19 protein-coding genes are annotated in these 25,328 nt (G+C 40.7%); 8 read left to right on the top strand and 11 right to left on the bottom strand.

The features are described from left to right. Positions 1-93 precede the first annotated feature (93 nt). Positions 94-4,938, top strand: a complete 4,845-nt coding sequence (locus tag B2X72_RS01985; protein ID WP_145327186.1) for a DNA repair ATPase — start codon at positions 94-96, stop codon at positions 4,936-4,938. A 155-nt stretch (positions 4,939-5,093) separates the two neighbouring features. Further along, positions 5,094-6,050 carry a Fic family protein gene (locus B2X72_RS01980; RefSeq protein ID WP_244294326.1) on the top strand — a complete coding sequence of 319 codons (957 nt, stop codon included), beginning with the start codon at positions 5,094-5,096 and terminating at the stop codon, positions 6,048-6,050. A 138-nt stretch (positions 6,051-6,188) separates the two neighbouring features. Here the strand turns inward: B2X72_RS01980 and B2X72_RS01975 are convergent, their stop codons facing one another. The 10 genes from B2X72_RS01975 to B2X72_RS01930 all read right to left on the bottom strand — a co-directional run bounded on the left by B2X72_RS01975 (position 6,189) and on the right by B2X72_RS01930 (position 17,722). Then, a complete protein-coding gene (locus B2X72_RS01975) occupies positions 6,189-6,389 on the bottom strand; it encodes a hypothetical protein (RefSeq protein WP_286848177.1) in 201 nt (66 codons plus the stop codon). Between the two features lie 209 nt (positions 6,390-6,598). After that, complete coding sequence (locus B2X72_RS01970) at positions 6,599-8,305, bottom strand: bifunctional alpha/beta hydrolase/class I SAM-dependent methyltransferase (protein WP_145327188.1); 1,707 nt, start codon at positions 8,303-8,305, stop codon at positions 6,599-6,601. A gap of 63 nt (positions 8,306-8,368) precedes the next feature. Next, complete coding sequence (locus B2X72_RS01965) at positions 8,369-9,805, bottom strand: phosphatase PAP2 family protein (protein WP_286848176.1); 1,437 nt, start codon at positions 9,803-9,805, stop codon at positions 8,369-8,371. Further along, entirely contained in the window at positions 9,787-10,542 is a 756-nt protein-coding gene (locus tag B2X72_RS01960; RefSeq protein ID WP_145327191.1) for an SDR family NAD(P)-dependent oxidoreductase, read from the bottom strand. Before B2X72_RS01960 ends, B2X72_RS01965 begins: the two co-directional genes overlap by 19 nt. Next, positions 10,539-11,567: a patatin-like phospholipase family protein gene (locus tag B2X72_RS01955; protein WP_145327193.1), complete on the bottom strand. Its 1,029-nt coding sequence runs from the start codon at positions 11,565-11,567 to the stop codon at positions 10,539-10,541. Before B2X72_RS01955 ends, B2X72_RS01960 begins: the two co-directional genes overlap by 4 nt. 50 nt (positions 11,568-11,617) lie before the next feature. Continuing rightward, positions 11,618-12,448 carry a phosphatidate cytidylyltransferase gene (locus B2X72_RS01950; protein ID WP_286848175.1) on the bottom strand — a complete coding sequence of 277 codons (831 nt, stop codon included), beginning with the start codon at positions 12,446-12,448 and terminating at the stop codon, positions 11,618-11,620. Then, complete coding sequence (locus tag B2X72_RS01945; protein ID WP_075990835.1) at positions 12,441-13,043, bottom strand: CDP-alcohol phosphatidyltransferase family protein; 603 nt, start codon at positions 13,041-13,043, stop codon at positions 12,441-12,443. Before B2X72_RS01945 ends, B2X72_RS01950 begins: the two co-directional genes overlap by 8 nt. 163 nt (positions 13,044-13,206) lie before the next feature. Then, entirely contained in the window at positions 13,207-14,691 is a 1,485-nt protein-coding gene (locus tag B2X72_RS01940; protein ID WP_208734109.1) for a TPM domain-containing protein, read from the bottom strand. A gap of 180 nt (positions 14,692-14,871) precedes the next feature. Continuing rightward, a complete protein-coding gene (locus B2X72_RS01935; protein WP_286732310.1) occupies positions 14,872-16,194 on the bottom strand; it encodes a gluconate:H+ symporter in 1,323 nt (440 codons plus the stop codon). 16 nt (positions 16,195-16,210) lie between these two features. Next, positions 16,211-17,722: a gluconokinase gene (locus B2X72_RS01930; RefSeq protein ID WP_286848174.1), complete on the bottom strand. Its 1,512-nt coding sequence runs from the start codon at positions 17,720-17,722 to the stop codon at positions 16,211-16,213. Positions 17,723-17,902: 180 nt separating this feature from the next. On the opposite strand from B2X72_RS01930, the gene gndA reads away from it, so the two are divergent. Continuing rightward, entirely contained in the window at positions 17,903-19,318 is a 1,416-nt protein-coding gene (gene gndA, locus B2X72_RS01925; protein WP_286848173.1) for an NADP-dependent phosphogluconate dehydrogenase, read from the top strand. 123 nt (positions 19,319-19,441) lie between these two features. Here the strand turns inward: gndA and B2X72_RS01920 are convergent, their stop codons facing one another. Beyond that, positions 19,442-21,073, bottom strand: a complete 1,632-nt coding sequence (locus tag B2X72_RS01920) for an ABC-F family ATP-binding cassette domain-containing protein (protein WP_075994613.1) — start codon at positions 21,071-21,073, stop codon at positions 19,442-19,444. A gap of 84 nt (positions 21,074-21,157) precedes the next feature. Between B2X72_RS01920 and trmD the strand changes: the two genes are divergently transcribed. The 5 genes from trmD to trpC all read left to right on the top strand — a co-directional run bounded on the left by trmD (position 21,158) and on the right by trpC (position 25,143). Then, on the top strand, positions 21,158-21,835 hold the full coding sequence (gene trmD / locus B2X72_RS01915; RefSeq protein WP_286732302.1) for a tRNA (guanosine(37)-N1)-methyltransferase TrmD: 678 nt from the start codon (positions 21,158-21,160) through the stop codon (positions 21,833-21,835). Between the two features lie 258 nt (positions 21,836-22,093). After that, positions 22,094-23,497, top strand: a complete 1,404-nt coding sequence (locus B2X72_RS01910) for an anthranilate synthase component I family protein (protein WP_286848172.1) — start codon at positions 22,094-22,096, stop codon at positions 23,495-23,497. Next, positions 23,494-23,787 carry a chorismate mutase gene (locus B2X72_RS01905; protein ID WP_075990830.1) on the top strand — a complete coding sequence of 98 codons (294 nt, stop codon included), beginning with the start codon at positions 23,494-23,496 and terminating at the stop codon, positions 23,785-23,787. The genes B2X72_RS01910 and B2X72_RS01905 overlap by 4 nt, the downstream gene beginning before the upstream one ends. Continuing rightward, on the top strand, positions 23,774-24,349 hold the full coding sequence (locus B2X72_RS01900) for an anthranilate synthase component II (protein ID WP_145327205.1): 576 nt from the start codon (positions 23,774-23,776) through the stop codon (positions 24,347-24,349). The genes B2X72_RS01905 and B2X72_RS01900 overlap by 14 nt, the downstream gene beginning before the upstream one ends. Before the next feature lie 11 nt (positions 24,350-24,360). Further along, positions 24,361-25,143: an indole-3-glycerol phosphate synthase TrpC gene (gene trpC, locus B2X72_RS01895; RefSeq protein WP_075990828.1), complete on the top strand. Its 783-nt coding sequence runs from the start codon at positions 24,361-24,363 to the stop codon at positions 25,141-25,143. Positions 25,144-25,328: the final 185 nt, after the last annotated feature.

The following is a 25,328-nucleotide window of genomic DNA, read 5'->3' as shown; positions in this document are numbered from 1 at the left end:
ATACCCATTATTACCTGCAGATAATGTTCATAATCACTGCAGGTAATAAATAATGATTCTACCACATATACAAAGTCGATAAAGCTCAGTTTTATGCCAGAAGAAAACGTAATAAATCAGAACGACTCCCTTGATCAAGGTGCATACGAGATTATTCGGAAGCGACTTCTTACACAAAAAGAAGAGCTTTCTATCAAACTCCAGCAACTAAATAATGCCCGCAAGGAAGTCTTTAATGCGACAAGTTTTATACTCAAGGCCAACCAACGGATCACCACAGAAAATAACTGTGTTGCTCGCGGTATTTTAGCCCTGGACAATCTATGTATATTCGGTTATAACGTCCATTTTGGGTTACGTACCGAAATTAAACTCGAAGATGTTTTCAGTGTATATACGTTCGAAAACAATCAATTTATCCCACAATCGCTCGAGCTGATCAATGATCCTAATTTCATTGGCGATTACCAAAATTTATATAAATACTATCGCGACTCGATCTTTTCCAAGTTTCGACGTACGGAAAACTATCTTTATATGATCTTTCAGACCAGCAAAAATCCTGCTGACCTGAAGGCATTCAAATGGTTGATTAAAGACGGAACACTTCAATATCAGGACGACCGCAGCATTCATGAGGTTAAATTGCCTAATCAGTTTGAGTTTGACTGGACAAAAACAACCTTGGAAGATCGTCGCCTCGGAAAACACCCGCACATTTCCATTAAGGACAAGATCTTTATAGAAGCGATCAATGGCGATATTACTTTCAAAATTGAAAACAATACCGATACGGGAAAAGGAATCTTCTCCGAAAAAGTTTCAAACGCCGACCAACAACTGGATGATGCGGATTACTATTATGCAGACCTTGGCAATTTGATTGCCGTACGCATTAAACCGTATCAAGAAGATTTCCGTGCATTTGTCTTTAACCAACGGACAAAAGAAGTTGTGAACCTTAAATCACTTAATGAATCGGCCATTCTACTACCCGATAGTCAAGGTATCATTTTTTCTAACGGATACTACCTGCAGAATGGCACCCATAAAATCTTTGACGTCCAGTTTGACCAGGTTAGTTTCCTTAGACGCATAGCATCACCAAACGGCGAAGACTTTCTCTATATCTTTTGTCAGGAGGAAACGAATACCTACATCTTACTGTCTTATAACATCATTCAGCAGCATGTCGAAACTCCGATCATCTGCAATGGCTTCACCCTTTTCAAAGACGGTAGTTTAATTTACTTTCACACAGAGGCCGAAGCAACAAGGCATCATCAGGTTCAGATCTGGGAAACCCCTTACATGGCTGTACTCAAAGAAAATGAGCTAAAAAAAGACGATCCGCTTTATAAGGTCGGTAATAAACAGATCGTACAAGCCATGGCCGAGGCACAAGAAGTCATACAGCTCATCAACAAAGAAGACAGTTATGAAGGTCTTTATGAAGATATACTCAAAAAATCGACTGTCCTACTTGACTCCTATTTTTGGATAAAGGATGAAGCCTTGTCAAATCTTGGGCAGCCACTCGCACAGATCAAGGAGGTCGCCAATACAGCAATTGACGAATTTGTTAAGGTCCAAGCCCAACGTAAATACGCCACAGAGCTCAATAGCAGTGCCGAGAAGAAAATGGAGGAGCTTACCTTTTCCATCAATAGTACAGTAGTCGAGAAGCTTGATCAACTTGTTCATCAACTGGCAGATTCACGTCGTTTACAAGGCGAAATCATTGACCTCAAAAATGTCAAATATATTGATGTAGTCCGCATCGATGCTTTACTCGATAAACTACAGTCAATCACCACCGAGCTCGCCGAAAAGACAATTGCCTTCTTGCTTCGCGACGAGGCTTTACACCCCTATGAGCAGAAAGTGGAGCAACAGAAAAACAATGTTGCAGCAATTATCAAGGTCTATGACGCCAAGGCGATCGAGGAAGCCAATTCGGCTATATCGAGTGAGCTGGAGCTGTTGATCGATATTCTAAACAGTTTAAAAATCGACGACTCCACTCAAACCACCAAAATTATCGAAAAGATAGCTGTTATTTTCTCTTCCTTGAATGAAGTCCGGTCGCAGCTTACACGCAAACTCAATTCATTAAAAAGTACGGAAGCCATTGCAGAATTTTCTGCCCAACTTACATTACTGGAGCAGTCTGTCACCAACTACCTTGAACTCTCTACGACAACAGAAAAAGTAGACGAGTATTATACTAAGGTCATTGTTCAACTGGAAGAACTTGAAAGTAAGTTCTCAGAATTTGAGGACTTCGCCCTGAAGATAGCAGATAAGCGTGATGAAATCATCAAAGCATTTAATTCCCGCAGAGAGCAAATCGTTGAACAGATCAACAAACGAAGCTCTTCACTCGAACAAATTGGCCTTCGTGTATTAAAGAATATTGAAAACAAGTCAAAGACATTTGCAACGCGTGAGGAAATCCTAAGTTTCTTTGCTTCAGATTTGATGATTGACAAAATCAGACAACTTGTGCAAGAACTGAAAACGCTCAGTGATGTTTCAAAAGCTGAAAATCTTGAAAACCTACTCAAAAAATCTCAAGAGGATGCATTACGCGTTTTACGTGACAAGAATGATCTTTTTGTAGATGGAGAGAACATTATTGCTCTTGGTAAGCATAAATTTGCCGTCAATAGTCAGTCACTCAGTTTAACGCTCGTACGCAAAAATGACGAAATATACTTCCATCTTACCGGAACGAGCTTCTATCAAAAAGTCAAAGGTTCCGAAATAGAAAACTTTAGAGATATTTGGGATCAGGAACTGATTTCCGAAAACAAAGATGTATACCGAGCTGAATATCTCGCTTATAAAACATTCCTTGCTTCTAAAGGACAGCACGATTTTGATGCCAACCTGTTTATCAATCAGACTGTCGAGCAAAGTTATTCGGAAGGCTATGTCAAAGGAGTGCATAATTTTGATGCTCTGGTAATCTATGATACCATCAAACAGCTAGACAGCAAGCTTGATCTCTTACGTTACGATGCTCATTTGCGTGCTATGGCGCAGTTGTTTTGGCATTCACTAGCCCAAGACCAACAGGAAAAACAGAAAGCGTTGATCCAGTCTACACACTCCGTATTAAAAGCATTTCCAAATTCCACACGCTACCAATCTGTCGTTGACGAACTCACAAAATTATTCAACAATTGGGACACTCATTTGGATCGCTCGACAATTAATGGAGAGGAGATCGCGAGCTATCTTTTCCAAACTTTCACAAGCTATAGCAAGTTTGTCGTCAGTGAACAATCGGATGAACTGAAAAAGGCTTTCATCAGGCTATTGGAAAACAAAAAGAGTTTCAAACTCTTTGAAGCAGATATTCAGCATACACAATTTAGTCTCGTAGACCGTTTCTATTTGACTTTAAATTGGCTAAATTCTTTTATCGACGAGAACAGTGATTACCAGGGTTTCCACAAGTACATTGAGGAAACTGCAGTCACACTTCTTTATCCAAAAGATGAATACCAATTGATCATCGCCAAAGACAATGCGCTCATCCAGGGATTAAAGGGAAATCATCCGATCTTGAACAATGGAGAAGAGCAGATTCAATACCATCAATTTCTGCGTAGGTTGAAGACATTTGCCGAATTGAATGCCCCTCGTTTTCAAGAATTCGCTTCTTTGAAGGAACAGCTTGGAAAAACATATGCCAAGGAGCTGAAAATCGGAGAATTTGAACCAAAAGTCTTAACATCTTTTGTCCGAAATAAGTTGATCAACGAGGTTTACTTTCCATTGATCGGAAATAACCTGGCTAAACAACTTGGGGCAGCTGGCGACAATAAACGTACCGCCAGAATGGGTATGCTTCTCCTCATTTCTCCGCCAGGTTACGGAAAGACAACATTGATGGAATACCTCGCGAAAACCATGGGATTACATTTTGTGAAAATCAACGGACCTACAATTGGGCATTCCATTACTTCAATTGATCCTGTGGAGGCGAAAACTTCCGGGGAACGTGAGGAACTTAAGAAGATTAATCTTGCCTTTGAAATGGCCGACAATGTGATGCTCTACCTCGATGATATCCAACATTTGAATCCTGAATTCCTACAGAAATTTATTTCATTGGCTGACGGGCAACGTAAGATCGACGGTATTTTTGAAGGCGAGAGTAAAACATATGATTTGCGCGGGAAAAGATTCTGCATCGTAATGGCTGGAAACCCCTATACAGAAAGCGGGTCCAAATTTCAGATTCCAGATATGCTTGCCAACCGTGCCGATGTCTACAATCTAGGGGATGTGATCGGTGATACCGAAGCACTATTCAATCTAAGCTTGATCGAAAATGCGGCAATTGAAAACAGCTACCTTGAAAAAATAGCAAGCAAATCCTTCAACGACTTTTATGCTTTAGTGAACTACGCGCAATCGGTGGTAGACCAACTTCCCGATTTAGAAGGCAATTACCTGAAGCAAGATATCGATGATTTTATAACGGTATTAAAACATGTATTAAAGATCAGAAATGTTGTCATCAAGGTCAATCAAAATTATATTCAAAGTGCGGCCATGCAGGACAATTACCGAACAGAACCGCCGTTCAAAATGCAAGGATCCTACCGGAATATGAGCAAGCTCATTGCGCAGATCGTACCCATGATGAACGATCAGGAAATCGATCAAGTTCTCCTCGCACATTATGAAAGCGAGTCACAAACCCTTACTGCCGATACAGAAAGTAATCTTCTAAAATTGAAAGAACTCGCCGGATTGATAAACAATGTGGAACAAGATCGCTGGGAACACATCAAACAAATCTTCCGCAAAAACAATAAACATGGTGGTTTGGCCAAAGATGATAAGGTGTTTGCACAGATGCAGGACTTTAACGAAAATCTAGAGGGTATCATACAGGCCATTCGTGCTTATAAGAACTAATATTTAACATTGCTATTCCAGTGGACTTTACCTGTCTATTCAGCTGGAATAGCAGTATTTCTGATACGAGTACTGTCAAATATTTTTTAAGCATTAGCTATTTTTAGGTTGATTAATGATTATCTTTGATAGTATCAAATGATAGTATCATCATAATGAAACCACCGTATATTATTACAAGTGAAACTTTAAAATTAGTTAGTTCTATTTCAGAAAGAATAGGAGAAATTAATGCTGCTCATTTATATAAACCCACCACGGAGCTACGAAAAAAGAACCGTATAAAAACGATTCAATCGTCTTTAGAAATCGAAGGTAACACGTTAACTGAGGAACAAATTACCGCATTATTAGAAAATAAAAGAATTATTGCACCCAAAAAGGATATTTTAGAGGTACAAAATGCTATAAAAGTTTATGACAAATTAAATGATTTTAATCCTTATGAATTAAAAAATTTAGAAAAGGCTCATTCTCTCCTGATGAATGGGTTGATCGATAATGCAGGAAAATTAAGAACTACGAATGTGGGTATTGTAAAAGGTTCAAAGGTAAAACATATTGCCCCAAGTGGGACAATGGTTAAAGGTTTGATGAAAGATCTTTTTGCTTATCTAAAAAAAGACGCAGATTTAATTCTAATCAAAAGTTGTGTATTCCATTATGAATTTGAATTTATACATCCGTTTATCGACGGCAACGGCAGAATGGGGAGATTATGGCAAACATTGATTTTAATGCAGCGATATCCTGTTTTTGAGTTTTTACCCATTGAGAGCCTAATCAAACAAAAGCAAGATGCGTATTACGCAAAGCTCTCAGAGTCGGACAAAGAGGGTAGCTCAACACCATTTATTGAGTTCATGCTTGGGATTATTCTGACCGCTTTAGAAGAACTTTTACAAGCTCAAAATAAAACACTTCGTTTAGAAGACAGAATAAGTCTGTTTAAAGAGAAAATCGGTCAAAATAAATTTCATCGAAAAGACTATCTACAAACTTTTAAGAATATTTCCGCTCCCACTGCAAGCAGGGATCTAAAATGGGCTGTTGAACAAAATATTTTAAAGAAGTTTGGAGAGCAACGATTGACAGAATATCAATTCAAGTAATTTACTATATAATGAAAACAGCAAATCTATATTTAACATTCGGCTATACATTTAGTTCTTCTTGTTGACATTCGATGATATAATCACCCTCCTCAGGATATTTAGTATGATATTTCGTTTCCATAATTGTTTTGCACTCTATAATACTATTTCATTAAAACCAAATAATACGACCATCTTCTGCGCGAAGGCTATCTTAGCAATGTCCAATAAACGTTCAAGTTCCACCATATCTGGAATGTGACGTTTCATACGCAATGTATCTTCATCTAAATCTTCAAAATCGGCTACACGCCAATTTATATAAGCATCATGGAATTCAATGGAAATTTGGAACATATTGTTCAGGAGATCAGAGAATATAAGAACCGGATATCCATTTTACTTACCTCCATTTAAAAAAACCTGAGATAAGCAAAATCAAAGCTATTTCAATAAAAAGTTCCCAAAATGGGAACTTTTTATTGAGTTTGTTATAAGATTAAAAAATATTGAGAGTAAGATTAAAGAAAATACTACTAGGCTATGAGCTTTTCAATCTTTTACAATTATCCGCCCTTCACAGCCCCCGAAGAAACTGTAAATATGCCAAAGTCGTCGATCAGCATACGTTCCTTAACGACTCCATTGTAGGCCATCAGACGGTCTAATTCTTTCTGCGAACGACGGCGCATCACCCAGTCTTTTTTCTGATGACTGTTTAACACGTAAGCAATCATCTTTAACTGTGGATGCCATGGCTGTCCAGTATAAACCAAATGACTGCTTTCTTCACAAATCGAAGTTGCACCTTTTACAGCTCTACTTGCCATTTCGTTATCACCAAAAAGTTCAAAGATACCTGAGATAATAACAATGTTAGGCTTGAATTCCAGTTTGGAATAGGTAGCTGGATCAAAACAATCGTAGTTGGTAAATCGTATTCCCTGCAATCCGTTTCTACGGATAATCTTCTCTCCTACCGCAATATTTGACAACAGGAATTCATTAATCACGATTTCGGCCTCGGGATATTTTTCTTTAATATCAAATAAGTAATTTCCGGTCCCACCCGCAATGTCCAATATCTTAACGGTTTTCCCAGCAGCTTTAACTTTTGTTATATGCTCTTCCAGCAACTGTAACAAGTGTTGTTTTCGAATGCGAATTCCTTTCCAGCCGATGGCCTCCAGATAACCACGGTCGAGGATGCGGCCAAAGCGGTTTTTACCCTGCGATTCATTGCGATAGACGTAATCCAGCGATATCCCAGAATCAAATCCAAACTGCAGGCCTAAATTCATTCCTTTACTTAAGGAACCTATTTTACCCAATGCCCATTTCTGGACCGCATAATTCAATTTTTCACCCGCAGGAAGTAACTTATGGTATAATTGTTCATACTCTTTCACCGAAAACTCATCGGGTTCAAGCGTCAGCTCAGGACTTTGTCGGGCATAGGCCTTGTCGATAAAGTTTCGCAGATACTGGTACACCTTTTGCCGGTTTGTTTCAAATAGAATCCCATGGTAGAAATTACGTAATGTAATAAAGGTCTTCAATTTTGAAGCAATTGTCACAAAGAATTTTTTCTGCACCGAATTTTTGACCACATAATCTTTTTCAGCAGAAAGGACAATCACAGGAATATCAATCGCCGTAGCGTCTTCAACGATACGCTCGCCAGCTTTTAATAGATCAACCAACAAAGCGCCATTGATAGATTTGGAAATCAAAGGATCGGCATCGTAAGCCTTCTGCTGGTCTATATCGTGAGTCAACACTTTAGATTTGACATAACTCTGGATAATCAGATCTTTTTTTAGCTTTGTTCCCAAAGCAATCATCTGATTTGCCAAGGGCACATATAATTTAATTTCAAATGCAGGTGCCAACAATGCAATACCTGCGACTTTAGGAGCAAAATCATGTACCCAGGCACTGACAACAACTCCTGCAATACTATTGGCGATAACGAAAATGTCTTTCGAATCAACCAAATATTCACGGCCTATATAATGAACGAAACTATCTAGATCCCGCACATAATCCATAAAGATCGGTGAAACTGGTTCTTTCGTATAACCATGTCCGCGCAAATCAAATGCAAAGATTGAATGATCGGCAAACTGTGGATCCGTAGCCATCTCCTGCAGACGTTCCGAATGCTCATGCCCACGGTGCAGTACAATCAATGCCCGCTGTCCAGCCTGATAATTCCAGACGCGATATAATAACTCCCCTTGATCAAAACTCTTGAAGTAACCTGATTTCATGTATAATTTTACTGACTAATATCAAATAGTATATTTAACAACAAAGATCATGCAAATGACCGTCTAGCTATTTCTCTCGACTAGCACCTTCATCAACTTAAGTGCATGTTTATGCAATACAAGATGTTTATTATGAGATTTAACCAAATCTATAGCATCCATTAAATCTAAAGATAATATTTTTTGTGACAATAGAACAGCAAAAATCATACTCCTGCTGTAGCCCATTGTACAATGTATAATCATATTTTCACCTCGCTTCAATTGCTGATAACGGATGACGAGCGCAGCCAATATCCTTTCGGCATCAGCCAGCGTAATTGCCGCTATATCCAACAATGGAAATGAATGATAGTTTTCCTGTACATGTAGGATCGCTATTTCTTCCAATTCGGCAGCCAGGTCAAAAACAATCAGATGCTTATTCAGACCGAGCACACGGAGATCTCCTGCTGTCGTCCTCGGGCCTACATAACAACCTGGTAAAATCTCAAGCAATGGCAGATTATTACGACGTCTTGCGAATCGCCACAACAACCAATAAATCCATTGGTATGGGCTATAAAACAATTTCTTAAAGCCGGATATCCAACCTTTTTCATTTTTCAGAAACCTTGGATTATTGATAACATAATTCCTTCCTACCGCAATACAGACTAAGGATGGCCAACACAAAAGATATAATCCAAATGCATGAGTTCCGCCCCACAATGCCAGTAACAGTAAACACCAGCCGATGGCGTAGTAAACGTTGCCAATTCCCTGGTTTCTACGACAAACCTCGGCCTCCAAGTCTAATTTCGCCTTTTCGTCTAATTTCATCTTTTCGGTACCGGCCAAAAAGGGCAAATCCCCCGCCTTTAGCCTCAATAAAGCGCTGTCATGAAGCAATCCCGATGGTGATGGGAATAGGACAAATCCAACATGAACCAGAATCAACGCGGTCAACACATCCACCAGATGGTGCTGATAAACGGTGAGTGTAGCAATCCCCATGAATAGCAGCCAAATCCCCACTACCCAGCGTGTCCAACCTTTTAGCGCCCTACCGAGCACAGACCAAAACAGACATGCATACGCCACATGCAACGAAGGTGCTTGATTAAATGGAGAGTCATGCTTACTTAAAAAGGCGAAGAAGAATTTAAAAACAGGATGCTCAACGCTAGGCCTATCAAAAGAAAATCGCAAGGGAAAAATAGAAAAACAACAAATAGAGACGATGGTAATGAAACTGAAACGCTTCGTATAGACCCAAAGCTCTTCTCGACTTCGACAACAGAAAGGAACCAAAGCGAAGAACAAACCGCTACTCATGTAGGGGATAATCATCCAAGAAACAAACGGCATAAAGTGTTCAAAAGGAAACACAAACGAAGATACAGTAGCCTGATTTGCAGCATGGACCGCAGCAGCAGAATAAGTCAACTGGAAAAATAGCGCACAATAAAGGAAAACAGCAAATTGCAGCCCCCTATTTTTCAGTCGTTTTTCATCCATTTGGCCTTCCTTGACATAATTTTATTCAACACAATATTTGGAAGTAGTCCCAGAGATGCCATCAACCACTTCATACGCTTCGGAAAAACGACTTGCTTCTTCTTCTGTTCGATAGCTGTCATTATACGCTGTGCTGCATCGTCTACAGCGATTAAGAATGGCTTTTTAGACAAATCTTGCTTATTGAGGGCTCTCAGTTTATCTGTATCAACATAGCCCGGAGCAATAACAGTAACCGCAATTCCATATGGATAGAGTGCCCTACGATACGCATCAGCCACTTGGATTGCAGCACGCTTTGTCTTACTATATAGGCTTGAATTGGGAAAATGGAGCGTTCCCGAAACTGATGCAACGATTGCAATTTGTCCTTCCGACTGACCTTGCATAGCAGTTCTTGCCGCTTCAAAACAATTTAAAGTGCCCATCATATTGACCTGGAGCATAGCCACCGCCTCCTGATAGCTTATTTGTTGAGCAACGTCATCCGCGTAACTCCCTGTACAATTGATAAAGAGGTCTAAAGGCATATGCGCACAAAATGAACTGACTGCATTTTGCAGGCTGCTCAATTGACATACATCGACTTCAAAACTTCTGATGCTATGTCCCCAGGAATATGCTGACATTTTCGTCAGATCGCGCCCACATACCGCTACCTCTGCTCCTTGATCAAGATAACGCTTGGCCAAAGCAAGGCCTATTCCACTTGTACCACCGGCAATAAATACTTTCATTTCAATGAATTTAATGTCGCCTCATAACCATAGTTCCATTGCGCTTCCATCGCTTCCGCAAATTCTTGTTGATCAATCGGGAAAGACAGCGTAACTTCAAATTTAGACCAATCAATTCCTTTTTTACAGTATTTCCCAGCTAATTGTTCCGCGGCATCCTGTGTATCAATCCAATGTTCATACGGAAACTGCTGTTCCAAATCTGTTAATCGTTTATTTCCGCTAAAGCCTAATACTGCCCGAACCAACGCTTCTTCTTGCGGTTTATAAGGTTGTTTTCGCTCACATATGATGTTTTGAGCAAGCGACTTTGCTAGCTCCATTGGTACAAGATCAATTGCTCCACCCGTATAATAGGTTTTATTGGAGCATACAGGTTCAATATAAAACATATCGGACATCGAAATACGGGCCGCCTGTAGCATAGAAAACTCAGCACTCAAATGAACCGCTTTAGCCACTGCACTATGCTCGTAATTACTAGCCGAAATTCCTATTGCCTCAACGGGCACGTTTGCCAATACATCCTGAGTTCCCATCAATATCTTTTGATAGAGTTTCCGGTCCCCACGCCGCTGCCCAACTTCAGACGGACTGAACAGCACTTTAGCGCCGACCACAAGTGCTGGAATTGCTGCTGAGAATGGTCTATCCAATGTAGGCAATAGTAAGGAAAGATCCTGTTCCATATGGACGAGATAGCGATTAAAAACATCCTCAATAAAGGGTGCCCGTTTTTTATTAAACTGTTTTTTCAAAACATACACGCCCAGCCTCCCCAAACGACGCTGTTCTGTAAGCCGATGATGCAGGAAAAACTGATAAAACTCGTCTGATTGCAGATAGGACTTGCGAGCTTCATGTGTATCAAAGGCTTGTATAACAGCCACTGCCATTGAACCACCACAGCTCGCGATAAGCAGATCTGGTTTTAAACCCAGCTCATCCAGCGCAGCATACATACCAAGATATATACTGAACCGAGTTCCACCCCCCGAAAATAAAACAGCACGTTGATAAGCCATCAGATTGAAATTTTAGTTAGCCTTCTCACTACCACATTCATCAAATTCTATTAATTCCCCAAAAACAGGATAATCAAAGCATAAAACAGGGGCGCATTGAAGATCAGACTATCGATACGATCCAATAAACCACCATGCCCAGGAATCAATGTTCCAGTATCTTTTACTCCTGTCTTTCTTTTCAGATAGGAAAAAAGGACATCTCCCCAGAATCCCAAAATACCGAAAAACAAACCGAACAACGAAAAGTATAGAAAATTCTGAAATGGCAGTAAAAAATAGCCCAATAAAATACTCAATATAATTGTTAAGCTGATACCGCCCACACATCCCGCAATTGTCTTATTTGGACTAATACGCGGAACGATTTTACGTTTGCCAAAAAACTTACCCATCAGGTATTGAAAGACGTCATTCAATTCCGTTAACACAACAATATATCCGATTAATTTTAGTCCTAGGAATGGGTTGCCATCCACTTTAATGGATCGGATAAAAGCTAAATGGCTAAATGCAAGCAAACAAGCTACCGCGCCCAAAAACAGCCCAAACACAGCTCCCTTCTTAACCTTTAAACCATATTTGAAAAACAAAGCAGTCCCCAAACACAAGAAGCTAGCCAACAATAGATATGCTCGATAGGAACAAAAGTATAGGAGCAACGCTTGCAACAATGCCATGCAAAGAAACACCAATGGTTGCGTCTTACATTCAGGGATAAACATACGAGCAAACTCGCGCATCCCTTGAAAGGTTATCCAGGCCACAAACAAGGGTGATATTGTTGGTGGAACGAAGGCAACCGCCAACACCAAGACAATATAACCCCAGCTTCTAACACGAACAGGAACATCTGCGAACTTGCTATTGGCATCAGCCATGCGCCAAAGCCTTTCTCAATCGAGTTACCGAACTCAAAAGTAAGAGTAAGCATAAAACACCAAAAATATAACCTGAAACAGTAACCATTGAAATATGCAATAATGCTAAAATTCCATATACCCCCAACAGCAAAGCACGATCACTTTTACCCATCGGTCCATCGTAACGACGATCATTGGCAATCACCTTCCCGATCAATCCACAAAACTCATTCACAACACTTAATACGATAAAAGCGACGATCAGATATATGCTTTCTGGATGAAACTTCAGCAAAGGAAAAAATAGCACGACATCCGAAACAATATCTCCGACTTCGTTCAAGACTTCGCCCGTCTTGCTAGTCTGATTAAAAAGTCGTGCCATCATGCCATCTAAGGCATTCAAAGCCATTCGTAATAACAATCCGATTGGCAGGGCCAAAAAGAAAATCGGGAAACGATCAGCATACCAAAACAGTAAAGCAATGATCAAAGACAATACAATAGATCCGATCGTGATCTGGTTTGCCGTTACCTTTTTTCTATGTAAAAAGTTCAAGATCGGCATCAGCAACTGCTGAAATTTTGGTTTTAATTTATAAACAGAAATCATCTCGCGCTAGCTGTAATTTATTTTTTCATTTTTTTTAAAAAAAAATTTGCATAGTGTAATATATACACTATATTTGTGTCATCATAATTTAGGTTTATAATTGGTTATTTAAGGTTTTCATTCTCCCCGTTTGGAAACCTTTTTTTTTGCCCTAAATTACCGATTACCATCTTCCACCGGCACCACCCCCACCAGAAGATCCGCCGCCAAAGCTTCCACCGCCACCACTACTGCTAGATCCTCCACCAGAGCTACTCGATGTTGAGCGCACTTTAACTGGAGTCGAGTGTTCACCATGAGATACCCGATGTCCACAATTCTTACATAAGTCAAAGCGTTCCTCCAATCCCTGCGAACTATAAGTTGCTGCACGTATCGTCTTGGTACGTCCAGTCTCAAAAGTTCTATAATGACATGCAGGACATTCACTGAACCCAACATTCTCGTCCCAGGGAACCAGCTTTGTTTCATTGGTCGCCTGATCTATCCAGATTTCATACGAACGACTACCGATTTTTTCCTCCAAAAGCTGCCCCTTATCCAGGTACGCACTTTCACGGGTAGATACATCATCCTTATTCATGCGCAACCAACGACCAGATTGATCTGGCGGCATCAATCGAAGTTGATTCTTCCGAATGCGCTTGTTTAATCCAATGACATCAAATAGTGCCAATGGACTCAGTAATAGCGGAACCAAACCCCAGACACGAAATTTACGTAGAGCCCTTTGAATATTTTCCTCATCCTGATAGGAATTAACAATTTGCGTGCGGCTTGCATTGTATTTCATGGCCAGGGTAATACTACCAAAAACAACTATAAAATAAGGTAGATTTTTCCACTGATAGACCTCCTCAAAATTATTGAGGGCAAATGCACAGATAAACACCGAGATAAACATTAATATCCCCATACAGCCGCATCCACTGACTAAAGGCGGAAAATATTTACTTTTTTTGGTCAACTTTCCTTTGATCGCTCGCGTCACCTCGCCCAACCAGATATAACAGATCGCAAATAAACCTAAAACCAACAGAGAATTTCGCAGAATAGGACTTTTAAAGCTCCAGACCGGCGTTGCCTCTGGCATCAAGCGTTCCAGCTCCGCCTTACTATCCGGTGAGGTAAGAATTGTCTTAATAAATTCTGCGGCCTCCGTAACACCGCGGTCGTAATCTTCATTCCTAAAATTGGGTACGAGATATTTTTCGCCAATACGTTTTAAATAGGCATCGGGCAAAATACTTTCCATACCATACCCTGTAATAAAACGGTATTCATGCCGGTCTTTAGCAATAAACAACAAAAGCCCATTGTTACTTTCCTTCTTACCGACACCCCAGGTATTGAATAATTTTAGGGCAAATTCGAAATCACTGTCGCCAACATAATCATTCACAACAACGATTGCAAATTCACCTTTTGTAGCAGCCTCAATCTGCGTCGATAAGCCATCTAATTCGGCCACTGTACCCGAGGATAGAATCCCATCAGGATTGGAGACAAAATAATCCTGTCCCTGTAATTTGGGGCTTGGCAAATTGTCGACGGTATAGGCGATAAATTGCCCGAAAGCTGACAGCCCGGGGAGGCAGCTTCCTACCCAAATCAATAAAAAAATATAAAAACGATGTAATCTCTGCATAGTTTTAGAACAACAAAATTTGGCTCATTGTCACGATATTAAGAAAAAAAAATCAAACAAAGGTTTTCATCAAAAAAAAGCCCATAATCAACCGATTATGGGCCTATATAATTCAATATTCGTTTAAGACGCTTTGTCCTATTAATGTATCCTAGCAATATGAAACTTTCTCATTCGCTGTCAATGGCCAAGCCAGTGTAAAATCAAGACACCGATCAATCCAATAACAGAAACGAGCGTTTCCATCACCGTCCATGAGCGAAACGTATCCTTCATGCTCACTCCAAAATAAGATTTAAACATCCAAAACCCCGGATCGTTGACGTGTGAGAACATGAGACTACCCGCTCCCGTCGCTAGCACCATTAATTCAGGAGTAACCTCTCCTGCCTGCACAATGGGAAGCATAATGCCCGCTGCCGTGAGCCCAGCAACACTAGCCGAACCGATAACTAGGCGAATGATACCGGCTATTAACCATGCTAGCACAAGAGGCGACAGGCTCAGGTCTGCGGTTAGGTCAGCGATGTAGTTCGCTACACCACTATCTACCAAAATTTGCTTGAAAGCGCCTGATGCTGCAATGATAAAAAGGATCATCATTATCCCGCGGATTGCTTCTTCCACACTTGCTGACTGCTCCCGCAAACTTTTGCCTTGGCGGATACCCATTGTGTACATCGCCATTAGCGAGGCAATCATTAAAGCCACCACCGGATCACCCAAGAAACGTAGTGCCTTCAGCCAAGAGGAGCCTTCTGGAAATATTAGATGGGAAAATGAACCAAAAGCAATTAAAATTATTGGAAAAAGCCCCGTAAATATACTAATTGCAAATCCGGGGAGCTCTTTTCGATCTGCTTGATTGTGTTCAGGAAAAAACTCAGTGGGTGGGTTGGTCGGAATACGCTTAAGCATCCTGCCAAAGAGCGGTCCACCGATAATTATCGCAGGAATTGCCACAATAATGCCATACACCATTGTTAAACCTATATCCGCTTTGTAGGTAAGCGCTATGGCGGTAGCTCCCGGATGTGGAGGCAAATAACCGTGTGTCACGGACAGCGCTGCCAGCAACGGAATAGCGACGTAAAGCAAGGGCATTTTATTGGAAGCACATACCATGAAAACGAATGGTACTAAGACGATAAAACCGACATTGTAGAATAAGGGAATTCCTACTAAAAAGCCCGTGAGAACCATTGCCCAAGGTAAGTTCTTTTTGCCAAATACAGCCGTTAGTACCGTTGTAATCTTTTCTGCAGCACCACCCTCCGCCATCAATTTCCCCAGTAGAGCCCCGAAAGCCAACAATAGTGCCAACTGGCCCATAGTGGTACTCACTCCAGTTTCAACAGATTTAAGGATATCGACGGCACTCATATTCATCGCAAAACCGACCGCAACAGAGGTTATCAGTAATGAAAAGATCGTATTTAACCGAACGACAGTGACTAAAAGAAGTAGTAAAGCTACTCCCAAAATAACGATGATTAGAGGCATAATAATTTATATCTAGTTAAAACTCACCTTCCAATAAATGGTACAGGCGTTCAAATTTTTGGAAGTTTCTAATATATACAGCGTGATTCTCCGCACTCGGTTTATAACAGTGCTCGGTATCTTGCTTTCCTTCCGTTTGTTTGTTTTTTATAGTAGGACCACCTCCCTGTATACCCAATGCTTCCAAGCCTATCAAGGCTGCTCCCCAAGCAGAGCTTTCTACTGTATTTTTGGTAAATACAGGTTTATTGAAAATGTCTGCAAGCATCTGCACCAACAACGATGAACGCGCTAAGCCGCCGCTTGCAAAGATCGTATGAATGGGACCGGTGTTCTCCTCTAATGCGAGTCCTACACTGTAAATTGCAAACAACATCCCTTCCATCATGGCACGCGCAAAGTGCGCCCTGCCATGATGCAACTGTATTCCAAAATAAACGCCTTTTGCATTGGAATTCCAATGTGGTGCCCGTTCACCAGTTAGATAGGGCAAGAATATCAAGCCCTCCGCCCCGGGAACGACGGAGTCGACCAAAGCATTTAACGCCGCAGAAGGATCTCCATCTTCTTCCATTTGGGTAAATTCGCACAAAAAGTTGTCTCGAAACCAGTTGCGTAATACACCGCCATTGTTAACCGCACCACCAATTATATATTCATTGGGTCTCAGCAGGTATGTAAATAGTCTTTGTTTTTTTTCTTGATTTGCCTGCGAACTTGCTACGCGAATAGCTCCACTGGTACCGACTGTTACCGAAGCCACTCCAGGACTTATAGCCCCTACCCCGAGATTAGCCAAACAACCATCGCTACCACCTATAACAAAAGGGGTATCTTCAGGGATGTGCATCAAGGCCGCAATTTCTCGGCTAGGCATATTTAAAATATAATCGACCGGAACTGGAGATGCTAGTTGCTCTTCCGATATACCCGCCAAGCTTAGCGCCTGATCAGACCATGTTAGGTGATGTATGTCGAAAAGCCCTGTTGCAGATGCGATGGAATGATCGACTATGTAAACTCCAAAGAGCCGGTAAAAAAGAAATTCTTTGATACCGATAAACTTGTGCGACTGAGCAAATAATTTTTGATCGTTGGACTTTATCCACATTAATTTGCAAAGCAAAGACATGGGATGTATTGGTGTACCCGTCTGCTGATAAAGCAGCCTTCCCACCTCACTTGCCTCCAAGGCAACCGCAATATGCTCGCTTCTGCGATCTGCCCATATTATGCAATTGCTAAGTGGCTGTCCCGCCGAGTCAACAGCGATCAGTCCGTGCATAGCACTGCTCACCGAAATACATACGGGTTTCGGTATCTCTGCACGAGATTGCCTTAAGTTAATCATTACATACCGAATAGACTCAATACATGCAGCATAAACAATCTCCGGATCTTGCTCGTACCAGCCTTCCGACGGGTTTAATATAGGATAAGGTACACTATACTGGGATAAGATGTTCCCTTCGTAGCCAAATGCAACAGCTTTCGCAGATGATGTCCCAATGTCTAATCCAATGATCATAAATAAAATTGATGTTTAGGAGAGCTCAATATACGGATTATCTGTTGGTTTACAACAAAAGGCTCAATACCAGCAAACTAATTGGAACGAGAAAAGCGCCGCATACCGATCTGCTGATAATTGTCTTTCATAGTATCAACAAAAATGGTAAATTTCAACTTAGAAAAATGGTATTAAACGATGAGTATAGATAAAAAGAATAACTACGATTTTGGAATAGTTGGACTCGGCGTAATGGGACGTAATTTATTGCTGAACATCGCCGACAACGGTTTCGCAGTAGCAGGACTAGACCTAGATCCACAGAAAGCGGAGTCATTGGAAGCTGAAGCAAGCGAAGGACATCGCATCAAAGTGACGCCCCAAGTAGAAGAGTTTATCGGGGCTTTGCAACAACCCAGAGCAATTATGCTATTGGTGCCGGCCGGAAAGCCGGTTGATATGGCAATTGCCAGTCTTGTTCCGCTTTTGAATAAAGGAGATATCATCATCGACGGCGGAAACACGTACTTCGCGGATACAGACAGAAGGTTTAATGAGCTTTCCGTTATGGGTATACATTTCTTCGGAATGGGCATATCGGGAGGAGAAAGTGGCGCTCGTCGCGGGCCAAGCTTGATGCCCGGTGGCGACAGAAAGGCATACGAAAGACTAAGGCCAATATTTGAGGCAGTTTCGGCCAAGGTAATCGGCGAGCCCTGTGTAGAATTTTTAGGCAACGGGTCGGCCGGAAATTATGTAAAGATGGTGCATAACGGCATCGAATATGGTATCATGCAGTTAATTGCAGAGACCTATGACCTGATGAAAAGATTATATGGTTTTGACACCCAAACCATACAGCAGACCTTCGAAGAATGGAACAAGGGCGAACTAAACTCGTTCTTGCTTGAGATTACCGCTCAGATTCTAAAGAAAAAAGAAGGTGACCAGTATTTGGTGGACCTGATTTCAGATTGGGCAAGATCAAAAGGAACAGGTAAATGGACTTCGCAAAATGCGATGGATCTACAGGTGCCAGTTCCGGTGATTGATGCAGCGGTCAATATGCGCGATATGTCCAAATACAAACCTGAACGTTTGGAGGCGGCAAAATTACTTCAATGGGATGGACAAGCGGTTGATCTCCCCGCAGCAACACTCATTTCTCGCTTAAAAAATGCATTGTACTTTGTGATCATCACGACCTATGCGCAAGGTTTGGCACAGCTTACTGTTGCATCGGAAAGCTATAGCTATGAGTTAGATTTACAGGTGGTAACCAAAGTCTGGCGAGGCGGCTGCATTATTCGCGCGGCTTTGCTCGAGGATTTTAGAAAAGCCTATGCGGCTAATCCTGACTTGCGTAATATCCTACTCGATAACACCATGGCACAAAAGTTGCTGAGCACGCAGGCCAGCCTTCGCGAGGTATTGAAAGATGCTATCGCAAACGGGATACCCGTATCCGGATACGTAAACGCACTCTCTTATTTTGATGCCTATCGATCGGAAAAATTACCTACAAATATTATACAAGCACAACGAGACTATTTTGGTGCACATACCTATGAACGTATTGATCGGGAAGGTATCTTTCACACGCTTTGGGATTAAGAAAAAAAAGCTTGAAGATTCGATTAATCTTAATTTAAAACGCAAAAAAGCGGCTTTTATATAAAAAAGCCGCTTTTAATAACTGAATCCCCTATTGGGTTTTATACTACGTTTATTTAGATGCTAACGTTCAATATCCTTCAAGCTACTCATCTTCTTGTATTCCAAGAAACCTTTAATATCTTCAAAATGCTCCCGTACGCGTTTATTTCCGAATTCAAAGACTTTCTCTGCCAAACCATCCAAAAAGTCACGGTCGTGTGAAACAAGGATCAGCGTACCATCGAAATCTTTCAAAGCATCTTTGATAATGTCCTTTGTTTTCATATCCAAATGGTTTGTCGGCTCATCGAGAATCAATACATTTACCGGTTCCAACAACAATTTTATCATCGCCAGACGTGTTCTTTCTCCTCCGGACAGCACTTTCACCTTTTTAGTTGTATCATCACCACTAAACATAAAGGCTCCTAAAAGATCTTTCATTTTAACACGCACTTCACCTACAGCGATTTGATCAATGGTATCAAAAACGGTCATCTCTCCATCAAGCAATGCGGCCTGATTTTGTGCAAAGTACCCAATTTTTGCATTGTGCCCTACTTTCAGCGTACCTTCGAAATCGATTTCCCCCATAATTGCTTTGATCATGGTCGATTTACCCTCACCGTTCTTCCCGACAAAAGCGACCTTTTCACCACGTTCGATGACCATATTTGCTTTTTGAAATACGACGTGTTCATCATAAACCTTGGTTAGATCCTCAACGATAACAGGATATTGACCCGAGCGCGGGGATGGTGGGAATTTAAGACGCAGTGCGGAAGTATCTACCTCGTCGATTTCAATGATTTCCAATTTCTCCAACATCTTGACCCGTGATTGCACCTGCAATGTTTTAGAATAGGTACCTCTGAAACGATCGATAAACTCCTGATTGTCCGCAATAAAGCGTTGCTGCTCTTCATACGCTTTTAGCTGATGCTGGCGACGCTCCTGACGTAATTCCAAGTAATGACTATACTTGGCACGATAATCATAAATCCTTCCCATCGTCACCTCGATGGTCCGATTGGTGATATTGTCGACAAATGCCCTGTCGTGCGAAATAACGATAACTGCTTTAGCCGAATTGACCAAGAAATCTTCCAGCCATTGGATACTCTCGATATCCATGTGGTTGGTTGGCTCATCCAATAAAATCAAATCGGGCTTTTTCAATAATATTTTAGCTAATTCGATACGCATTCGCCAACCACCGGAAAACTCAGAAGTCTGTCTTGTAAAATCCGAACGCTCAAAACCGAGCCCCTTCAGGACCTTTTCAACTTCTGCATCATAGTTAACTTCCTCAATCGAATAGAACTTTTCACTTAATTCGGATACACGTTCGATCAATTGCATATAATCGTCAGACTCATAGTCTGTACGGATATTTAATTGCTCATTCAGGTTTTCCAACTCATCACGCATACCATAGACTTCTTCGAAAGCCTTTGATGTTTCTTCAAAAACAGTCACGTTATCCTCTGTTAACAAATGTTGCGGTAAATAGGCTATAATGGCATCTTTCGGACCAGCAACATTACCTGTAGTAGGTTTACCCACTCCAGCGATAATTTTCAGTAAGGTGGATTTACCGGCACCATTTTTACCCATCAATGCGATTTTATCATTCTCATTGATGGAGAAAGATACATCTGAAAAAAGAGTTGTTCCCCCAAAGGAAACAGAAATATTATTTACGTCAATCACTGTATATACACTTAATTTTGGCACAAAGATAAGCGAATCAATCTTATAAATAGACAATGGTGCATTTTTGTGTATCTTTGCCCCATGCGTTTTGATATTATTACGGTCTTACCTGACCTCTTGGAAAGTCCATTTGCACACTCTATTTTGCAACGAGCAAAGAACAAAGGCTTGGCTGAAATATATGTCCACAATTTAAGAGACTATTCAACAAATAAACACAAAAGTGTCGATGATTATCCGTACGGGGGCGGATCGGGCATGGTCCTTCAAATAGAACCCTTTGCCAAGTGTATAGAGCAATTGCAAGCTGAACGGGAATACGATGAGATCATTTACATGACTCCCGACGGTGAAACATTCAATCAGGATATTGCGAATGGATTATCTACAAAGGGAAATATGATGATTCTCTGTGGGCATTACAAGGGAATAGATCAACGTATCCGTGATATTTATGTAACAAAAGAGATCTCAGTCGGTGATTATGTACTGTCCGGAGGTGAGCTTCCAGCGGCGATTGTTACAGATGCTGTTATCCGTCTGATTCCCGGAGTTTTGTCGGATGAGACATCCGCGCTTTCAGATTCTTTTCAGGATGGATTACTAGATGCGCCTATCTATACACGCCCTGCAGACTGGAAAGGCCACAAAGTACCTGATATTCTCCTCAGTGGTCACGAGGCAAAAATCGCTGAATGGAAAGATGAACAACAGTTAAAAAGAACGCAAGAAAGACGTCCTGATTTATTAAATGATTAAGAAATAAGGTGAATTTTTGTTTTTTTGTCACAAAAAGTTTGCTTATTTATTTTTTTTTATAAATTTGTGTAATAATGACACGAAGATATACAAATACAAATTGGTGGTGGCCTGAAGCAATAAGCATCGGGAACTAATTGGTATTGTCATAATATTTCATAATCAACCAAAACCATTTATGGAAATTCCAACCCCGATGCTGACCAGTATCGGGGTTTTTTTATGCATAGTTTACAACAAGAAGATAAGACACAAAAAATGAAGTATACATTCAAAACAAAAACCAGAAAGTTGCTTGCGGATACAACTACACCAGTGAGCATCTATCTTCGCCTAAGAGATATCTTTCCAAATTCATTGTTACTGGAAAGCTCCGACTACCATAGTCGCGACAACAACATCAGTTACATCTGTTGTCAACCAATTGCCGGAATCCAGCTCGATGAGAAAGAGCTGACACTCACTTATCCGGGTAGAGAACGTATCGTAAAAAATGCGCACGAAATCGAATTACGTCAAGAAGTTTCCGATTTTAGAAATTCCTTCGAAGATCATACAATTGCTGAACTTAACTTGATCTCCAATGGCCTATTTGGTTATTTCACCTTCGATTGTATTGAACACTTTGAGGACATCAAACTAACAACAACGGTAGATCCGGCACGGAAAATACCGTTTATGCAATATCATGTTTACAAATATGTCATTGCCATCGACCACTTCCGTAATCAACTCTATATTTTTGAACATCTGCTGGATGACGAAGAATCAGAACTTGAAAGAATGCAGTTCCTTATTCAGAACAAAAACTTTCCTGAATATACCTTCAAACTAGCTGGCGAGGAAAGCTCCAATCGTACCGATGAAGAACACCGTGAGTTGGTTAAGAAGATGAAAGAGCATATCCAACGTGGTGATGTATTCCAGATCGTTCCATCCAGAGGCTTTAAGACACCGTTCTCCGGTGATGAATTCAATGTTTATCGTGCGCTCCGCTCCATCAACCCTTCGCCCTATCTTTTCTATTTTGATTATGGTGACTTTAAACTTTTCGGATCATCGCCTGAGGCTCAACTGCGTATCCACGGGAAACAAGCGACGATTTTCCCTATTGCAGGAACATTCAAACGGACAGGTAACATGGAGGAAGATCAAAAGATAGCCACCAAGCTCAAAGAAGACCCTAAAGAAACTTCCGAACATGTTATGCTCGTCGATCTTGCCCGCAATGACTTAAGTAGACATTGCACCCAAGTTAAAGTTGAGTCCTACATGGAACCACAATATTACTCGCATATTATCCACTTGGTCTCCAAAGTAACAGGCACATTAAAAGATAATATCAACCCATTTGACATCGTAGGTGATACATATCCAGCGGGTACGCTTTCAGGAGCTCCAAAACATATGGCATTGACATTGATTGATCGTTATGAAGGATTACAACGCTCATTTTATTCGGGTGCAATTGGATTCATGGGTTTTAACGGAGACTTTAATCATGCCATTATGATTCGTTCCTTCCTAAGTAAACAAAACACCTTACATTATCAGGCCGGCGGCGGTATCGTATTAGATTCAGACCCCGAAATGGAGCTACAAGAAGTAAATAACAAAATTGCTGCGCTACGAAAAGCATTACAATTAGCAGAAACATTATGATCAGACCATTGGAATACTGTGTCAACAAGCAACATATCCATGATTCGGTAGACACCATTGACAACCGCATCGTTGAGCTATTGGCATTACGAAAAACCTATATCGGCAAAGGCAAGTCCTTCGAGGATGAGCAAAACGAAGAGCAGAATATCATTCGGAACCTGGACAGTAATTATGTCCTACTGGCAAAAAGATTTCATTTGCCAATCGAATTTATTCAGTCCATATTCCAGGAAATTGAAAATTATATTAATCAAGATTTTATAGCAAAAGGTTATGAGCAACAATAAAATAGTCGTTATAGACAACTACGATTCGTTCACCTACAACTTGGTCCATTTGTTACAGGAATTAGATCAAGAATATGTTGTATGGAGAAATGATAAATTTAAACTGGAAGATATTGATGCTTTCGATAAAATACTTCTTTCGCCGGGCCCAGGTATTCCAGAAGAAGCTGGATTATTACTTGATGTTATCCGTACCTACGCTCCACATAAAAGTATATTGGGTATTTGCTTAGGCCAACAGGCTATTGCAGAAGTCTTTGGTGGTACACTATTCAATATGGAAAAACCTTTGCATGGCGTAGCAACAAATATTTCTGTTGTTGATGAGTCAGAGAAATTGTTTCGGGACTTCCCAAAAGATTCCAAAATTGGACGCTACCATTCTTGGGCTGTAAACAAAGACACCCTACCAGCTAGCCTCAAGGTAACGGCAATCGACGAGAATGGCATCATTATGGCCTTAACCCATACCGAATACGATGTAAGGGGAATGCAGTTCCACCCAGAGTCGGTATTGACCACAAATGGTAAAAAATTAATTGAAAACTGGTTGGGAATCTAACATCTAAAAAAATGACTATACTTGATAAAATCATTGAACGAAAAAAAATAGAAGTAGAAAAAGCAAAAGCTTTAGTTCCTTTTGAGGAACTATTAAACTATCCCTATTTCAGTGTGGCTTGTCTATCGTTGAGAGAATCTATTCTTGATCCTGAAAAAACAGGAATTATAGCGGAATACAAAAGAGCATCGCCATCAAAAGGAGACATCAATAGTACTTCAGCAGTGGAAGATGTTGTAAAGGCATACGAGGAGGCAGGTGCTTCGGCAGTCTCGGTTCTTACTGATAGCGAATTTTTCAAAGGCAATTTAGAAGATCTATCGAAAGCACGCGAGGCTATTAGCATTCCTATCTTAAGAAAAGAATTCATCGTGGATAAATATCAGATCACCGAAGCGAAAGCTTATGGAGCAGATATCATCCTCTTAATTGCAGCATGTCTGAAAAAGGAGGAAATACAGGAATTTGCAGCCTATGCACACCAATTGGGTTTAAATGTTTTACTTGAGGTGCACAACGAACAGGAACTGTTGGATAATCTTTTCGATGACATTGACGCAATTGGTGTCAATAATAGAAACCTTAAAGATTTTTCAGTCGACATTCAGCATTCTTATGATCTCCTGAACAAAATACCAACAGAATATATTAAAGTGTCTGAGAGCGGTATATCTGATCCTTCGACAATTAAAGCTCTAAAAAGAGCTGGATTCCAAGGATTTTTAATTGGTGAAAATTTCATGAAGACAGCCGATCCTGGACAAGCTATCAAAGAATTTGTAAAAGAAATATAAGGAAATCAAACCCTGACGTTAGGAAGACTATACTTTCACTTAACTCTGAATTTGGCGGGGTTAGCGATTCGAACGGTCAACGTTCGACAGGATCTGAAGAGATCAAAAATCGGCTCTAAACTCGTGACAGTTAGCTAACTTTATACTAATGCCAAATTTTGTACCTTTCCTCTATAAATTAACTA

Origin of the sequence: Sphingobacterium sp. UBA7253 (assembly GCF_002472745.1) — a bacterium.
GTDB lineage: Bacteria > Bacteroidota > Bacteroidia > Sphingobacteriales > Sphingobacteriaceae > Sphingobacterium > Sphingobacterium siyangense.
The sequence above is the reverse complement of the archived record's forward strand: the minus strand, read 5'-3'. Positions and strand labels throughout refer to the sequence as shown.

What these genes read in the sequence shown, in the direction of transcription:
- trmD (WP_286732302.1), top strand. Translation starts at nt 21,158, where the DNA reads ATGCGTTTTGATATTATTACGGTCTTACCTGACCTCTTGGAAAGTCCA.
- trpC (WP_075990828.1), top strand. Translation starts at nt 24,361, where the DNA reads ATGACTATACTTGATAAAATCATTGAACGAAAAAAAATAGAAGTAGAA.
- B2X72_RS01900 (WP_145327205.1), top strand. Translation starts at nt 23,774, where the DNA reads ATGAGCAACAATAAAATAGTCGTTATAGACAACTACGATTCGTTCACC.
- B2X72_RS01955 (WP_145327193.1), bottom strand. Translation starts at nt 11,567, where the DNA reads ATGGCTTATCAACGTGCTGTTTTATTTTCGGGGGGTGGAACTCGGTTC.
- B2X72_RS01945 (WP_075990835.1), bottom strand. Translation starts at nt 13,043, where the DNA reads ATGATTTCTGTTTATAAATTAAAACCAAAATTTCAGCAGTTGCTGATG.
- B2X72_RS01980 (WP_244294326.1), top strand. Translation starts at nt 5,094, where the DNA reads ATGAAACCACCGTATATTATTACAAGTGAAACTTTAAAATTAGTTAGT.
- B2X72_RS01940 (WP_208734109.1), bottom strand. Translation starts at nt 14,691, where the DNA reads ATGCAGAGATTACATCGTTTTTATATTTTTTTATTGATTTGGGTAGGA.
- B2X72_RS01970 (WP_145327188.1), bottom strand. Translation starts at nt 8,305, where the DNA reads ATGAAATCAGGTTACTTCAAGAGTTTTGATCAAGGGGAGTTATTATAT.
- B2X72_RS01930 (WP_286848174.1), bottom strand. Translation starts at nt 17,722, where the DNA reads ATGATCATTGGATTAGACATTGGGACATCATCTGCGAAAGCTGTTGCA.
- B2X72_RS01950 (WP_286848175.1), bottom strand. Translation starts at nt 12,448, where the DNA reads ATGGCTGATGCCAATAGCAAGTTCGCAGATGTTCCTGTTCGTGTTAGA.
- B2X72_RS01965 (WP_286848176.1), bottom strand. Translation starts at nt 9,805, where the DNA reads ATGGATGAAAAACGACTGAAAAATAGGGGGCTGCAATTTGCTGTTTTC.
- gndA (WP_286848173.1), top strand. Translation starts at nt 17,903, where the DNA reads ATGAGTATAGATAAAAAGAATAACTACGATTTTGGAATAGTTGGACTC.
- B2X72_RS01935 (WP_286732310.1), bottom strand. Translation starts at nt 16,194, where the DNA reads ATGCCTCTAATCATCGTTATTTTGGGAGTAGCTTTACTACTTCTTTTA.
- B2X72_RS01910 (WP_286848172.1), top strand. Translation starts at nt 22,094, where the DNA reads ATGAAGTATACATTCAAAACAAAAACCAGAAAGTTGCTTGCGGATACA.
- B2X72_RS01905 (WP_075990830.1), top strand. Translation starts at nt 23,494, where the DNA reads ATGATCAGACCATTGGAATACTGTGTCAACAAGCAACATATCCATGAT.
- B2X72_RS01985 (WP_145327186.1), top strand. Translation starts at nt 94, where the DNA reads ATGCCAGAAGAAAACGTAATAAATCAGAACGACTCCCTTGATCAAGGT.
- B2X72_RS01975 (WP_286848177.1), bottom strand. Translation starts at nt 6,389, where the DNA reads ATGTTCCAAATTTCCATTGAATTCCATGATGCTTATATAAATTGGCGT.
- B2X72_RS01960 (WP_145327191.1), bottom strand. Translation starts at nt 10,542, where the DNA reads ATGAAAGTATTTATTGCCGGTGGTACAAGTGGAATAGGCCTTGCTTTG.